14 protein-coding genes are annotated in these 13536 nt (G+C 68.9%); 5 read left to right on the forward strand and 9 right to left on the reverse strand.

The genetic code is table 11. The features are described from left to right. Window positions 1–50 precede the first annotated feature (50 nt). A complete protein-coding gene (argS, locus tag AC2XR2_RS25705; protein WP_449352471.1) occupies window positions 51–1808 on the reverse strand; it encodes an arginine--tRNA ligase in 1758 nt (585 codons plus the stop codon). A 224-nt stretch (window positions 1809–2032) separates the two neighbouring features. On the opposite strand from argS, the gene lysS reads away from it, so the two are divergent. Next, on the forward strand, window positions 2033–3778 hold the full coding sequence (lysS, locus tag AC2XR2_RS25710; protein ID WP_491516409.1) for a lysine--tRNA ligase: 1746 nt from the start codon (window positions 2033–2035) through the stop codon (window positions 3776–3778). 77 nt (window positions 3779–3855) lie between these two features. On the opposite strand, the gene AC2XR2_RS25715 is transcribed toward lysS, so the two are convergent. From AC2XR2_RS25715 to AC2XR2_RS25725, 3 genes are all read right to left on the reverse strand, one after another. After that, the gene (locus tag AC2XR2_RS25715) at window positions 3856–5103 is read right to left on the reverse strand and encodes a DUF2637 domain-containing protein (RefSeq protein WP_381305340.1); all 1248 of its coding nucleotides are present in this window, start codon (window positions 5101–5103) and stop codon (window positions 3856–3858) included. A gap of 104 nt (window positions 5104–5207) precedes the next feature. After that, complete coding sequence (locus AC2XR2_RS25720; protein WP_381305343.1) at window positions 5208–6113, reverse strand: DUF3558 domain-containing protein; 906 nt, start codon at window positions 6111–6113, stop codon at window positions 5208–5210. Window positions 6114–6246: 133 nt separating this feature from the next. Continuing rightward, window positions 6247–7071, reverse strand: coding sequence for a DUF3558 domain-containing protein (locus tag AC2XR2_RS25725; RefSeq protein ID WP_449351553.1), 825 nt, complete (start codon window positions 7069–7071; stop codon window positions 6247–6249). A 205-nt stretch (window positions 7072–7276) separates the two neighbouring features. On the opposite strand from AC2XR2_RS25725, the gene AC2XR2_RS25730 reads away from it, so the two are divergent. Beyond that, complete coding sequence (locus AC2XR2_RS25730; RefSeq protein WP_381305349.1) at window positions 7277–8470, forward strand: RtcB family protein; 1194 nt, start codon at window positions 7277–7279, stop codon at window positions 8468–8470. A 48-nt stretch (window positions 8471–8518) separates the two neighbouring features. Here AC2XR2_RS25730 and AC2XR2_RS25735 read toward each other — a convergent pair whose 3' ends face one another. The 3 genes from AC2XR2_RS25735 to AC2XR2_RS25745 form a co-directional block, all read right to left on the reverse strand. Further along, window positions 8519–9313, reverse strand: coding sequence for a hypothetical protein (locus AC2XR2_RS25735; RefSeq protein WP_491516410.1), 795 nt, complete (start codon window positions 9311–9313; stop codon window positions 8519–8521). 189 nt (window positions 9314–9502) lie between these two features. Then, the gene (locus tag AC2XR2_RS25740; protein ID WP_258318921.1) at window positions 9503–9637 is read right to left on the reverse strand and encodes a hypothetical protein; all 135 of its coding nucleotides are present in this window, start codon (window positions 9635–9637) and stop codon (window positions 9503–9505) included. After that, entirely contained in the window at window positions 9634–10398 is a 765-nt protein-coding gene (locus AC2XR2_RS25745) for an SDR family NAD(P)-dependent oxidoreductase (RefSeq protein WP_491516411.1), read from the reverse strand. The genes AC2XR2_RS25740 and AC2XR2_RS25745 overlap by 4 nt, the downstream gene beginning before the upstream one ends. A gap of 137 nt (window positions 10399–10535) precedes the next feature. Here AC2XR2_RS25745 and AC2XR2_RS25750 point away from each other — a divergent pair, with 137 nt between their 5' ends. Continuing rightward, window positions 10536–10970 carry an ester cyclase gene (locus tag AC2XR2_RS25750; protein WP_381305358.1) on the forward strand — a complete coding sequence of 145 codons (435 nt, stop codon included), beginning with the start codon at window positions 10536–10538 and terminating at the stop codon, window positions 10968–10970. Window positions 10971–10980: 10 nt separating this feature from the next. On the opposite strand, the gene AC2XR2_RS25755 is transcribed toward AC2XR2_RS25750, so the two are convergent. Next, window positions 10981–11316 carry a YnfA family protein gene (locus AC2XR2_RS25755; RefSeq protein ID WP_330265166.1) on the reverse strand — a complete coding sequence of 112 codons (336 nt, stop codon included), beginning with the start codon at window positions 11314–11316 and terminating at the stop codon, window positions 10981–10983. A gap of 130 nt (window positions 11317–11446) precedes the next feature. On the opposite strand from AC2XR2_RS25755, the gene AC2XR2_RS25760 reads away from it, so the two are divergent. After that, complete coding sequence (locus AC2XR2_RS25760) at window positions 11447–11926, forward strand: hypothetical protein (RefSeq protein WP_491516412.1); 480 nt, start codon at window positions 11447–11449, stop codon at window positions 11924–11926. Between the two features lie 43 nt (window positions 11927–11969). Here the strand turns inward: AC2XR2_RS25760 and AC2XR2_RS25765 are convergent, their stop codons facing one another. Beyond that, the gene (locus AC2XR2_RS25765) at window positions 11970–12371 is read right to left on the reverse strand and encodes a winged helix-turn-helix transcriptional regulator (protein ID WP_330265164.1); all 402 of its coding nucleotides are present in this window, start codon (window positions 12369–12371) and stop codon (window positions 11970–11972) included. Between the two features lie 123 nt (window positions 12372–12494). On the opposite strand from AC2XR2_RS25765, the gene AC2XR2_RS25770 reads away from it, so the two are divergent. Then, entirely contained in the window at window positions 12495–13379 is an 885-nt protein-coding gene (locus AC2XR2_RS25770; protein ID WP_491516413.1) for an NADP-dependent oxidoreductase, read from the forward strand. The last annotated feature ends 157 nt before the right edge of the window (window positions 13380–13536 follow it).

Here is a 13536-nt window from a genome sequence, read left to right on the forward strand (position 1 = left end):
CAGTGACTGTAGGGGGAGCCACTGACAATGGCCGACGGCCCACGGGACGGTCAGAGGCGCTCGGGGGTCCTGATGCCCAGCAGGGCCATGCCCTGGTGGAGGGTGCGGGCCGTGAGGTCGCTCAGGAACAGGCGGTTCTCCGCGACGTCCTTCGGCGGGGCCGGCTTGATCACCGGGCACTTGTCGTAGAACGACGTGAACAACGAGGCCAGCTGGTAGAGGTACGCGGCGAGCTTGTGCGGGGCGTACTCCTCCGCCGCCTCGAAGACCGTGCCGCCGAACGCGTCCAGGTGCAGGCCCAGCGCCCGCTCCGCGTCGGCCAGTTCGAGCTCCGGGTGCGCGGACGGCCGTACGTCTCCCGCCTTGCGCAGGATCGACTGGATACGGGCGTACGCGTACTGGAGGTACACGGACGTGTCGCCGTTCAGCGAGACCATCTGGTCCAGGTCGAACTTGTAGTCCCGGTTGGGGGACGTCGACAGGTCCGCGTACTTCACCGCGCCGATGCCGACCTGCGCCGCCCGCTCCTGGATCTCGTCCTCGGTGAGGTCCTGCGCCTTCTCCCGGACGACCTCGGCGGCCCGCTGCACCGCCTCGTCCAGCAGATCCTCCAGCTTCACCGTCTCGCCCTCACGGGTCTTGAACGGCTTGCCGTCCGCGCCGAGCACCGTGCCGTAGCCCATGTTGTGCGCGGTGACGTCGTCGCTCAGCCAGCCCGCCCGGCGGGCCGCCTCGAAGACCATCTTGAAGTGCAGGGACTGGCGGACGTCCACGACGTACAGGAGCGTGGTCGCCCGGAGGTCGACGACGCGGTTCCTGATCGCCGTCAGGTCGCTCGCCGCGTAGCCGAAGCCGCCGTCCGCCTTCTGCACGATCAGCGGGACCGGCTGGTCGTCCTTGCCGCGGATGTCGTCGAAGAAGACGACGAGCGCGCCCTCGGAGCGCACCGCGACGCCCATCTCCTCCAGGAGGCGGGCGGTCTCCGGCATGTTGTCGTTGTACGCCGACTCGCCGACGATCTCGTCGTCCCGGATCTCCATGTCGAGCTTCTCGAAGACCGAGTAGAAGTAGACCTTCGACTCGTCCACGAACCGCTGCCACAGGTCCAGGGTCTCCTTGTCGCCGGACTGGAGGGCGACGACCCTCTTCCGGGCCCGCTCCTTGAACTCCTCGTCCGCGTCGAAGACCGCCCGGGACGCCTTGTAGACCCGGTTCAGGTTCGACATGGCCTGCTCGCCGTCCTTGTCGGTCTCCGCGGACAGCTCGCCCGGGTTCTCGATCAGGTACTGGATGAGCATGCCGAACTGGGTGCCCCAGTCGCCGATGTGGTGCCGGCCGATCGTCCGCTCGCCGGTGAAGTCGAGCATGCCGCGCAGGGCGTCCCCGATCACCGCGGAGCGCAGGTGGCCGACGTGCATCTCCTTCGCCACGTTCGGCTGGGCGTAGTCGATCACCGTGACGCCGGGCTTGTCCTTGACGGGCACGCCGAGACGGTCGCCGTCCTCGTACCGCGCGGCGAGGTTCTCGGTGATCGCCCGGTCGGTGAGCGTCACGTTCAGGAAGCCGGGGCCGGAGACCTCGACGTCCTTGATCAGCTCGCCCGTGACGAGCTGTGCCACGACCTGCGTGGCCAGGTCCCGCGGGTTCGCCTTCGCCTTCTTGGCGAGGGCCAGGATGCCGTTCGCCTGGAAGTCGGCCCGGTCGCTGCGTCGGAGCAGGGGGTCCGCGTCGGCCTCCGGCAGGGTGGCGGAGATCGCGGAGGTGAGCTGCTGGTTGACGGCGTCGCTGAGGGACGTGACCGGGGCCATGGGAGTGGGTGCCGTTCTCCTCGGGGGATCAGATAGACACGGTCAGTATCCCATGGGGTGGGAAGCGGTTTTTTTGGCTGCGGGCCGGTGGGGGCTTGTCGCGCCCCGCGGCGGAGCCGCAAATCGATACAGCCCCGCGCCCCTGGAGAGAGGCGGCTTCGCCGCCATCTCTCCAGGGGTGGGAGAATGTGGAGGTCCATCAACGCCATTCAGTAAAAGAGGACGTGCCGATCGTGGGTCAGAGCGCTGAGACCACCGACTGGGTCTCCCGTTTCGCGGATGAGGTCATCGAGGAGTCGGAGCGTCGGGCCCCGGGCAAACCGGTCGTCGTCGCGTCCGGACTGTCCCCCTCGGGCCCCATCCACCTCGGGAACCTGCGCGAGGTCATGACCCCGCACCTCGTCGCCGACGAGATCCGGCGCCGGGGCCACCAGGTGCGCCACCTGATCTCCTGGGACGACTACGACCGCTACCGCAAGGTGCCCGCCGGGGTCGCCGGTGTCGACGAGACCTGGGCCGAGCACATCGGCAAGCCGCTGACCTCCGTGCCCGCGCCCAAGGGGTCCGCCCACCCGAACTGGGCCGAGCACTTCAAGGCCGCCATGGTCGAGGCGCTCGCCGAGCTCGGCGTCGAGTTCGACGGGATCAGCCAGACCGCGCAGTACACCTCCGGCGTCTACCGCGAGCAGATCCTGCACGCCATGGCCCACCGCGCGGACATCGACGCGATCCTCGACCAGTACCGGACCAAGAAGGCCCCCGCCGCCAAGAAGCAGCAGCAGAAGCCCGTCGACGAGGCCGAGGTCGAGGCCGCCGAGGGGTCCGGCGCGGCGAGCGAGGACGACGGGTCCAGCGGCTCCGCCGGGTACTTCCCGTACAAGCCCTACTGCGGCAACTGCGAGAAGGACCTCACCACGGTCACCTCCTACGACGACGCCACGACCGAGCTGTCGTACACCTGCAACGCCTGCGGTTTCTCCGAGACCGTCCGGCTGAACGAGTTCAACCGCGGCAAGCTGGTCTGGAAGGTCGACTGGCCGATGCGGTGGGCGTACGAGGGCGTCGTGTTCGAGCCCAGCGGTGTCGACCACTCCTCGCCCGGGTCCTCCTTCCAGGTCGGCGGGCAGATCGTCGGGATCTTCGGCGGACAGCAGCCCATCGGGCCGATGTACGCCTTCGTCGGCATCTCCGGCATGGCGAAGATGTCGTCGTCCAAGGGCGGGGTGCCCACCCCGGGCGACGCGCTGAAGATCATGGAGCCGCAGCTCCTGCGCTGGCTCTACGCCCGCCGCAGGCCCAACCAGTCCTTCAAGATCGCCTTCGACCAGGAGATCCAGCGGCTCTACGACGAGTGGGACAAGCTGGACGCCAAGGTCGCCGACGGCACCGCACTGCCGGCCGACATCGCCGCGCACTCCCGTGCGGTGCGGACGGCCGGCGGCGAGCTGCCGAAGACGGCGCGCGTGCTGCCGTACCGGACGCTCGCCTCGGTCGCCGACATCACCGCCGGCCACGAGGACCAGGCGCTGCGCATCCTCAGCGAGCTGGACCCCGACAACCCGCTCTCGGTGCTGGACGAGGCCCGGCCCCGGTACGACAAGGCCGAGGCCTGGATCAACACGCAGGTGCCCGCCGACCAGCGGACCATCGTGCGCAGCGAGCCCGACGCCGAGCTGCTGAAGTCCCTCGACGAGGCCTCCCAGCAGTCGCTGCGGCTGCTGCTCGACGGGCTGGCCTCGCACTGGTCGCTCGACGGGCTCACCCACCTCGTGTACGGCGTGCCCAAGGTGCAGGCCGGGTTCTCCGCGGACGCCACGCCCAAGGAGCTGCCGGCCGAGATCAAGACCGCTCAGCGGGCGTTCTTCGCCCTGCTGTACCAGCTCCTGGTGTCCCGCGACACCGGGCCCCGGCTGCCCACGCTGCTGCTGGCCGTCGGGCAGGAGCGGGTCCGGGCGCTGCTCGGGGAGTAGACGGTACGACGAGGGGGCCCTCCACAGCGGAGGGCCCCTTCTCATGTCCTTATGCGATCGTCCTTATGCGATCGTCCTTATGCGATGTGGTCTTCCTGGAGCTCCGCCGTGTGGCGGTTCGTGAAGCGGTTGACCATGCGCTCGGCGTCGCGCTGCGAGAGCACCACACCGTGCGTCGCCTCCACGTCACCCCTGAGCTGGCCGGGGGAGGGGTAGCTGCCGTCTATCGACTTCTTGAAGACCTGGTAGAAGTCGTCCTCCGTCGGTTCCGGGGAGCCGCCGCCCTCGCCCAGCTCGCGGGTGCGGCCGTTGGCCACCGGGACGGGGAAACTGCCGGTCTCCTCCATCGACGGCTCCTGCACGGGCTCCTCGTACTGGATCTGCTGGAGCTCGTACTGCTCGGCTTCCAACTGCTCCTCGTACCAGCGGTTGTACTGCTCCGCGGGGTCGTAGTCCGGGTTGTAGCCACCCTGGTACTCGACCTGCTTGGGGGTCTCGAACCACGGGCTCTGGTCCGGTTCCGGCTCGGGCTCCGGAGCGGCCTGCTGCGGGACGGGAGCCGCCACGGCGGGACGGCTGTCCGCGGCTACGACCGGCGCGGCGGCCGGGAGTTCGGCGTGCTCCGGAGCCGGAGGCAGCAGCACCGGCTCGATACCCGCCGCCGCCAGGCCCGCCGGGGCCGTCTCCGCCAGCGGGACGCCGTAGCGGGCCAGCCGCAGCGGCATCAGGGACTCCACCGGAGCCTTGCGGCGCCATGCCCGGCCGAAGCGGGAGTGGAGACGCGCCCGGTAGACGAGACGTTCCTGCTCCAGCTTGATGACCTGCTCGTAGGAACGCAGCTCCCACAGCTTCATACGGCGCCACAGCAGGAACGTCGGGACCGGGGACAGGAGCCACCGGGTCAGGCGGACCCCCTCCATGTGCTTGTCCGCCGTGATGTCGGCGATACGGCCCACCGCGTGCCGGGCCGCCTCCACCGCGACCACGAACAGCACCGGGATCACCGCGTGCATGCCCACGCCCAGCGGGTCCGGCCAGGCCGCCGCGCCGTTGAAGGCGATCGTGGCGGCCGTCAGCAGCCAGGCCGTCTGACGCAGGAGGGGGAAGGGGATACGGATCCACGTGAGGAGCAGATCCAGGGCCAGCAGGACACAGATGCCCGCGTCGATGCCGATCGGGAAGACGTAACTGAAGTTCCCGAAGCCCTTTTTGATGGCGAGCTCACGGACGGCCGCGTACGACCCCGCGAAACCGATGCCGGCGATGATCACGGCGCCGAACACGACCACGCCGATGAGCACGCGGTGCATTCGAGTCAACTGCATGGGCGCGGCCACCCGTACTCCCCTCCCTGTACGTGTTGTTGCGCGCAACAGAGTGGCACATGTGTGCTGCGCACGGGTGGCCGGTAGGGGCCGTCAGTACTGCTTCAGCTCGTCTTCGCGGCCGACTTGGACGGAGATGCCGACTTCGAGGCCGACTTCGACGGGGAAGCGGACGGGGACGCCGACTTCGACGGGGCCTTGGAAGGGTCCTTGGACGCCGAACCGGTCGGAGCCGGGTTCGCCGCTCCCTCGCCGTTCGCCGCCGACACCGCGGCCACCGTCTCCTTCGCCGCCCGCTCCGCCAGCTTGCCGAGGTCGTCCGCGCTCGGCGTCTTGTCGCCGGCCAGACCCGCGCCGTTGTAGTCGACGGTCACCACGACGTTCTCCACGCGCGTGACCACCGTCTGCTGCTTGAAGGCGCCTTCCTTCTTCTTCAGGTCGTAGCGCACCAGCGTCGCCGCGTCACCCGTCCCGCCCACCGCCTGCGACTTGGTGTTCTTCGCACCGGCCACCGACTGGGCGTCCTGGATCTGCTGCTCGTAGTACTTCGCCGCCTGCGCCTCACCCGTACCGCGCGAGGCGTCCGACTCGAAGCGCAGCAGCGACACGTTCAGCCAGCGGAACTGGGAGCCCTTCACCCCGTTGTTGTCGAGGCTGCTCCAGGAGCAACTGCCCCGCGTGCCCGCCTCCGACGTGCCCTTCTTGCCCTTCGAGGCCTCCGGGGCCAGCGCCTTCAAAGTCTTCTTCGACAGCGTCCCGCACGCGTCGGGAAGCGAGTTGTACGCCGCAGCCTGCACCGTGGGCGCCGCCGAAGCCGACGCCGAGGCACCGCTGTCCGCACCCTTGCCGCTGTTCGAACCGCCGCCGCTGCCGCTGTCACCGCCGGAGCCGGAGTCGGAGGAGCAGCCGGCGGCGATCAGCATCACCGGGACTGCGGCCGCGCAGACAAGGACGCGGTGAAGACGCTTCGCTCGCTGAACAACCTGGTCACGCTCTGCTCGTCGCTGCATGGTTCCTTCACTCATGACGCTTGTGGTTCCTGCCGTCGGATCGGGTCCGAGGGGCCACGGTACGCGGTGAGGATGCCGTGCGGTCCAGCTTCGAACGCTTCGTGCGCGTGCGTGAAAGGTGTGTGGAGAGCACTCAACCGGACAGCGACCCGTCCAGCTGAGAGGCCAGTTTCCGGGCGTTGTCCTGCATTTCCTTGCTGTCCGGAGTGGCGCCGATCGTCGTCGGCTGCTCCTCGTACTCGATCGTCACGATCACGTTGGACGTGCGGAACGCCACAGTCACCTTGCGCTGCTGGGCCGTCGAACCCGAGGTGCCCAACGCGTCGTCCAGGAACGCCTCGTCACCCAGATCCTCCAGCAGCCGGGGCTGGAGATCGGCCGGGGTGACGGAGGACGAACCGCTCGCAGAGGCGGACGCGGAACCGCTCGGCGTGGCCGACGGGGAGGCCGTGGGACCGGCGGCGGTGACGCTCTCCTCCACGTCCGAGGTGGCACTGGCGGTCGCCGCGGGCGGCAGATCCGCCTTCTCCTCGGCCTGCGCGAACAACTGCTGCGCCTGAGCGTCGTCGCTGACCGCGTTGTCGTACGACACCACCCGCTCGAAGTCGACCGAGAGGTACTCGGTGGCGTCCGCGGCCTCCACCTTCCAACGGCAGCCGACCTTGCGGTCCGTGTCGTAGGTGAGGGTGGCCTCGCCCTCGTAGGCCTTGGCGCGCTGGTCCTCGTCGGTGATCTGCTGGATACCGGGCAGCAGCGCGTCCAGGGTGTTCTGGCTGACCACGCCGCAGGCCTCGGGGAGCGTGCGGTACTTGCCGGGCTGGGCGACCGCGGAGGCGGTGCCCGCGTCGCCGGGGTTGGCGTCGTCCGTCGTGCCGTCGCCGCCCGAGCTGCCGGTGCAGCCGGCCAACAGCGCCGCGAGGAGGGCGGCGACGCCGGGTACGTAGGCCTTCCGCTGCACGGTGGGGCTCCTCTCGGAATGTCTCCGACTCGTGGGGATCTTCAGTGTCCCCGCAGGTTATTCGCTTGCCGCGCGGGGGCGTCCCCAGCAGACAATGTGTATCGCACGCACAGCCGCGAACGCCGGTCCGTCATCCCATTCGTCGACCTTGGCGCCGGTTTTGCGTTTTGAGACTTCTGTTTGTTTCCGGGGGAATGAGGACGATATGTCGTACGTGGAGATGCCGGGCGCCAAGGTCCCGATCCGTATGTGGACCGACCCGGCGACGGTCGAGGACGTGGCCCTGCAGCAGCTGCGCAACGTCGCGACCCTGCCGTGGATCAAGGGCCTGGCCGTCATGCCGGACGTCCACTACGGCAAGGGGGCGACGGTCGGGTCCGTCATCGCGATGCAGGGTGCGGTGTGCCCGGCGGCGGTGGGGGTGGACATCGGCTGCGGAATGTCGGCGGTGAAGACGTCCCTGACGGCGAACGACCTGCCGGGGGATCTGTCGCGGCTGCGGTCGAAGATCGAGCAGGCCATTCCGGTGGGGCGGGGGATGCATGACAGTCCTGTGGAGCCGGGGCGGTTCCATGGGTTGGCCACTGCTGGGTGGGATGACTTCTGGGGGCGGTTCGACGGGGTTGCGGATGCGGTGAAGTTCCGGGGGGAGCGGGCTGCGAAGCAGATGGGGACCCTTGGAGCGGGGAATCACTACATCGAGCTACTGTTCGATTCCGAGGGGAGTGTGTGGCTCACGCTGCACTCTGGATCCCGCAACATCGGCAAGGAACTCGCCGAGTTCCATATAGGCGTGGCTCAGAAGCTCCCGCACAATCAAGGTCTGGTCGACCGTGATCTCGCGGTGTTCATCGCGGACACCCCGCAGATGGCGGCCTACCGGAACGATCTGTTCTGGGCCCAGGAGTACGCGAAGTACAACCGCTCGATCATGATGGCGCTGCTCAAGGACGTAGTCCGCAAGGAGTTCAAGAAGGCGAAGCCGACCTTTCAGCCGGAGATCTCCTGCCATCACAATTATGTGGCGGAGGAGCGGTACGAGGGCATGGATCTGCTGGTCACCCGTAAGGGGGCGATCCGGGCGGGCTCCGGTGAGTACGGGATCATTCCCGGCTCGATGGGGACCAGCTCGTACATCGTGAAGGGCCTCGGCAACGAGAAGGCCTTCAACTCGGCGTCCCACGGCGCCGGTCGGCGCATGAGCCGCAACGCGGCCAAACGGCGGTTCTCGACACGGGACCTGGAGGAGCAGACGCGGGGCGTGGAGTGCCGCAAGGACTCCGGTGTCGTGGACGAGATTCCGGGCGCCTACAAGAACATCGATCAGGTGATGGAGCAGCAGCGCGATCTCGTCGAGGTCGTGGCGAAGCTGAAGCAGTTCGTCTGTGTGAAGGGCTAGTAACGGTGTTGGGCCCGGCGACCGTCCGCCGCGCCCAACGCACGATGCTCAGTCGGGCAGCGGCACTACGCCATGAAGGAGTTTCCATCGCCGGTTCTGACAAGGGCCGTTGGAGTAGCCGAGTTCCGCAGCGGCATGGGCGATGGTCGGAGCTGCGAGCAGGACTCGGTCCATTTCGGCAGTCCACTTGATGCGGGGAGGTCGGAATTTCATGCCCGCAGGGCGGACCCAAGCCGCAAGCGAATCGGCTGCGCTCTGCTTCCTGGCCAGCGACAGGCAGCCCGGGTAGTAGAGGTGGGCTACCAGTTGCTGAGCGTTCTCCGTCACGTAGAGGATGTTGTAGATGCCGTCTCGGGCGTTGCGCTTGAGAGTGCGCTCAGCCCCCGTGATGCTCTCGGCATAGGAACACAGGTATGCGCCAATGGCCGTGCTGTGTGTGGTGAGGGAGATGAAGGGCAGCCCTTGCTTGGTGAAGCCCACTGAACCGTCGGCGTCGATGAAACCTCGGAGATAGTCGTTGGGCGGGAACTCGACGCTCGGCGGGGCGATCGTCTTCGACTTGCGGCCGTATGGCAGACCGAGTTCGTTCAGCCTGGTTCTGGCTTCGAGGGAGCACAGGGTCCAGGTGGCCGAGGTGTGGACCTCGGCGAAGTTCGTGGACCGGGTGCGCTTTGTCATGCTGCTGTTGTATGGCGTCAGCTTCTGGAACCTATGCAGGAGATTGACATCCCGTGCGTTGAGCTCGACGGTCAACCGGCCCCGATGCCGGGACTGTTGAGACAGGTGTCCGTCCGCCTGCAAGAAGCCGAACATGTACGCGTACTCGGGGACCGTCAGGTCCATGAACCGGGGAGCGTTAGGCTCGCATTCAGCCACAGGGAAGCGCCTACTTCCATGTCGGTCAGGCCCTCGGTCGGGTTGCCGCCCTGCCGAGGGCCGTTCTGTTGATGTTGTGGCGTGAGCCTAGGTCGCCAGTTCAGGGGGTGTTCGGGTGATCGAAGAGGTTCATCCCTGTGGGTGACCGTGAGACGTTCACTTCGGTGCGTGCATCGCCGCGTAGATCATGACGAACGCCACGATGTGGATGCCGAAGAGGAAGTAGGCGAGCCACCACCACATGTGGCGTTCGTCGTGGGGGTCTTTTCTGTCCTTCTCGGGTCCGGTCACAGGTCGCGGTGGACCTTGGTGTTCGAGGCCTGGGCGCGGGGGCGGAGGACCAGGAGGTCTACGTTGACGTGGCTGGGGCGGGTTACCGTCCAGGTGATGGTCTCGGCCACGTCGTCGGCCGTGAGGGGTTCGGCGACGCCCTCGTAGACCTTGGACGCCTTTGTCTCGTCGCCGGCGAAGCGGGTCAGGGCGAACTCGTCGGTCTTGACCATGCCGGGGGCGATCTCGATCACGCGGATCGGCTTGCCCACGATCTCCAGGCGGAGGGTCTCCGCCAGCACGTGTTCGCCGTGCTTCGCGGCCACGTAACCCGCGCCGCCCTCGTACGTGCCGTGGCCGGCCGTCGAGGAGACGACCACGATCGTGCCGTCGCCGCTCGCCTCCAGCTTGGGGAGCAGGGCCTGGGTGACGTTCAGGGTGCCGATGACGTTCGTCTCGTACATCGTGCGCCAGTCGGCCGGGTCGCCGGTCGCGACCGGGTCGGCGCCGAGGGCTCCGCCGGCGTTGTTGACCAGGACGCCGATCGTCTTGAAGGCCGTCGCGAACTCGTCCACCGCGGCCCGGTCGGTCACGTCCAGCGGGTAGGCCGTGGCCTGGTGGCCGGCCGCGTTGATCTCCTCCGCGAGCGCCTCGACACGGTCCTTGCGGCGGGCGGTGAGGACGACGCGGTAGCCGGCCGCGGCGAGCTGCCGGGCCGTGGCGGCGCCGATTCCGCTGCTCGCACCGGTGACGACGGCGATGCGGGACGCTGCGCTGGGCATGGGGTGCTCCTCGGACGGGGGACGATCGGGCCTCGCCGGCCAGCATAGGCAGGCGCCCGGTGTCCCTCTCCGGCGGTCCGTATCGCGGGCCGGTGGGAAGATGAGGTGGGTGATCCTCTGAACCACGGAGGTGGATCATGGGAGAAGCGCGTGAGGTCATGGACCGGCTCACCGATGCGCTCACCACGCACCCGGACCTGAAGGTCATCGCCGAGCTGTACGCGGAGGACGCGGTCGCCGTCACCCCCGACGAGGGGGAGATCCACGGGCGCGAGGACATCGTCGAGTACTGGCGGCAGATGACGGAGGCGGTCCCGAACGCCCGGTTCGAGCCACTGCACTCCTACGAGGCCGGGGACACGGCCATCGACGAGGGCGTGTTCAGCGGGCGCAACACCGGGCCCATCCAGCTGCCGACCGGGGAGATGCTGCCCGCGACGCAGAAGGAGATCAGCATCCGGGGAGTCGACATCGCGACGGTCAGGGACGGTCGGATCACCGACTACCGGCTCTACTTCGACGAGATGGAGTTCCTCGGGCAGCTCGGACTGCTGCCCGACGAGACGCCGTGACGCGGGGGGCCTAGTCTCCTCGCGGCGCGTACATGATCACCGCCATGCCCGCGAGGCAGATCAGCGCGCCCGCGATGTCCCAGCGGTCGGGCCGGTAGCCGTCCGCGGCCATGCCCCACAGGATCGAGCCGGCCACGAAGATCCCGCCGTACGCGGCGAGGATGCGGCCGAAGTGGGCGTCGGGCTGGAAGGTGGCGACGAAGCCGTAGGCGCCGAGCGCGAGGACCCCTCCCGCGGTCCACATCCAGCCGCGGTGTTCCCGTACGCCCTGCCACACCAGCCAGGCGCCGCCGATCTCGAAGAGGGCGGCGACGACGAAGAGGGCGGCGGAGCGGGCTACGAGCATGCGGGTCAGCTTCGCATGCCGTGTGGCGGGCGGTGGTGTCACCTGATGGAGGGCGCCTGCCGTTCGCCGTTCGTGGGATACATCCATGCGACCACGGCGGTTCGGGCGGCGGCAGCGAGGAGTGGGTGGCATGCGGGTGCTTGCGGTGTGCGGTGCGGCGGTGGCGGCGGCGGTGCTGGTGGGTGGGGGTACGGCGGTCGGGGGTACGGCGGTCGCTGCCGGTGGGCCCGAGGCGGATCTGGCGTATCACGGGGTCGCGGCCCTGTCCGGCGGGCGGATGGACCTGCGGTTCACGCCGCGGAACCACGGGCCGGCTGCCGTACCGGACGCGACGGTGCGGTTGCGGTGGTCCGAGCCGCTGGTGGAACAGCAGGCGTTGCCCGACGGGTGTGCCCGGGAGGCGGAGCGGGTGGTGTTGTGCCGGGTGGGGGCGCTCGCGGCGGACGCGGTGGGGGAGCGGGTGGAGATGCGGGTGGGGTTGCGGGGGGTGCCGTCGGAGGTGCTGCTGGAGATCGACACGGTGTGGAACGGGGGGACGGTGGATCTGAACCGGGTCAATGACCGGCAGCGGGTGTTGGTGCTGGACAGTGGGGACGAGTACTACTTCTGACGGACGGGGTCCGCTTTCCCTCGGTGGGTCAGGTGAGCGTGTCTCACTCCGCTGAGGTGTCGTAGCGCTCCCTTGCCTCGTGGACCTCTTCGATGTGGGTTTCCGCCCAGGTCTTCACCGCTGTCAGGAGGGCCGCGAGGCTGCTGCCGAGGGGGGTGAGGGCGTAGTCGACCCTGACCGGAACCGACGGGGTGACCGTGCGGCTGAGGATGCCGTCCCGTTCCAGGGCGCGGAGGGTCTGGGTGAGCATCTTGGGGCTGACGCCGGCGATCTTGCGGCTGAGGTCGCTGTAGCGCATGGGGCCGTTGGAGAGGGCCGCGACGACGAGGCTGACCCACTTGTCGCTGAGGCGGTCCAGGAGCTGGTTGGTGGGGCAGCCCCGGATGAACGCGTCGTACTCCACACGTGCCTGTTCGCGCCGCTGGGCCGCCGTCGTGGTCGGCATGGCTCACCTCCGGGGGACAAACGCACTTCCAGGTAACTACTTACTGAAAGAGAGTAGCTCTTCCTAGGGTTGCTGTCAGCGGCGGAGAGGCCGGCGCTGACAGTGGTCAATGGAGTGATCGACATGCGTGCTGCTCTGGTGAGGACGTTCGGCGGGCCCGAGGCCGTGGAGGTCGTGGAGACCGCGGTGCCCGAGCCGGGGGCCCGGCAGATACGGATCAAGGTCGCCGGTGCCGCGCTGAACCCGGTGGACCTGGGGGTCCGGGGCGGGTTCTTCGGCGGGGACAAGGAGCTCGGGCTCGGCTGGGACGTCGCGGGGACCGTGGACGCGGTGGGGGCGGACGCTCCCTGGAGCGTGGGGGACCAGGTGGTGGCGCTGTACCACGGGCTGACGAAGGACCTGGGGACGCACGCCGAGTACGTGGTCGTCGACGCGGACGCGGTGGCCCAGGCGCCGGTCACGGTCGACGCGATCCACGCGGCGACGCTGCCGCTGAACGCGCTGACCGCCGTACAGGCCCTGGACATCCTGGAGTTGGCCGAGGGGCAGTCGCTGCTCGTCACGGGTGCGGCGGGTGCGGTCGGTGGCTTCGCGGTGCAACTCGCCGCACGGCGGGGGGTGTCGGTGACCGGGCTGGCCCGGGAGGGGGACGAGGAGTTCGTACGGTCCCTGGGGGCCGCGGAGTTCACGACCGCGCCGCGCGCCGGGGGCTATGACGCCGTACTGGACACGGCGGTGCTCGGGGAGGCGGCGCTGGAGTGGGTGCGGGACGGCGGTGCCTATGTGGGGGTGCGGCCGGGGGCGCATCCCGGGTCGGTGCGCGGGGTGCGGACGGCGTCCGTGTCGGTGGCGGCGGACGGGGCGCAGCTTGCCGAGCTGGTGGGGCTGGTGGACGAGGGGGTGCTGACGCTGCGGGTGGCCGAGACGTATGGGTTGGACTCGGTGGCCGAGGCTCATGCGCGGTTGGAGAAGGGTGGGGTGCGGGGGCGGCTTGTGCTGGTGCCGTGAGGCGTGGGGCGCCTAGGGGGGTGCCGGGTTCGGTTGTCGGGCGGGTGCGGGCCGGTGGGGGCTTGTCGCGCAGTTCCCCGCGCCCCTGGGGTGGGTGAGGGCGCGGTGTGTCGATAGGCGTGGGGGCTGGTCGCGCCCGCGCGGCGGTAGCCGCACA

The sequence above is a fragment of the Streptomyces sp. LS-MS-L19 genome, assembly GCF_058382285.1.

Coding starts and splice junctions, on each gene's coding strand:
- AC2XR2_RS25760 (WP_491516412.1), top strand. CDS start 11,447: ATGCGGGTGCTTGCGGTGTGCGGTGCGGCGGTGGCGGCGGCGGTGCTG.
- AC2XR2_RS25755 (WP_330265166.1), bottom strand. CDS start 11,316: ATGCTCGTAGCCCGCTCCGCCGCCCTCTTCGTCGTCGCCGCCCTCTTC.
- AC2XR2_RS25745 (WP_491516411.1), bottom strand. CDS start 10,398: ATGCCCAGCGCAGCGTCCCGCATCGCCGTCGTCACCGGTGCGAGCAGC.
- AC2XR2_RS25735 (WP_491516410.1), bottom strand. CDS start 9,313: ATGGACCTGACGGTCCCCGAGTACGCGTACATGTTCGGCTTCTTGCAG.
- AC2XR2_RS25715 (WP_381305340.1), bottom strand. CDS start 5,103: ATGCAGTTGACTCGAATGCACCGCGTGCTCATCGGCGTGGTCGTGTTC.
- AC2XR2_RS25770 (WP_491516413.1), top strand. CDS start 12,495: ATGCGTGCTGCTCTGGTGAGGACGTTCGGCGGGCCCGAGGCCGTGGAG.
- AC2XR2_RS25765 (WP_330265164.1), bottom strand. CDS start 12,371: ATGCCGACCACGACGGCGGCCCAGCGGCGCGAACAGGCACGTGTGGAG.
- AC2XR2_RS25750 (WP_381305358.1), top strand. CDS start 10,536: ATGGGAGAAGCGCGTGAGGTCATGGACCGGCTCACCGATGCGCTCACC.
- AC2XR2_RS25720 (WP_381305343.1), bottom strand. CDS start 6,113: ATGCAGCGACGAGCAGAGCGTGACCAGGTTGTTCAGCGAGCGAAGCGT.
- AC2XR2_RS25730 (WP_381305349.1), top strand. CDS start 7,277: ATGTCGTACGTGGAGATGCCGGGCGCCAAGGTCCCGATCCGTATGTGG.
- argS (WP_449352471.1), bottom strand. CDS start 1,808: ATGGCCCCGGTCACGTCCCTCAGCGACGCCGTCAACCAGCAGCTCACC.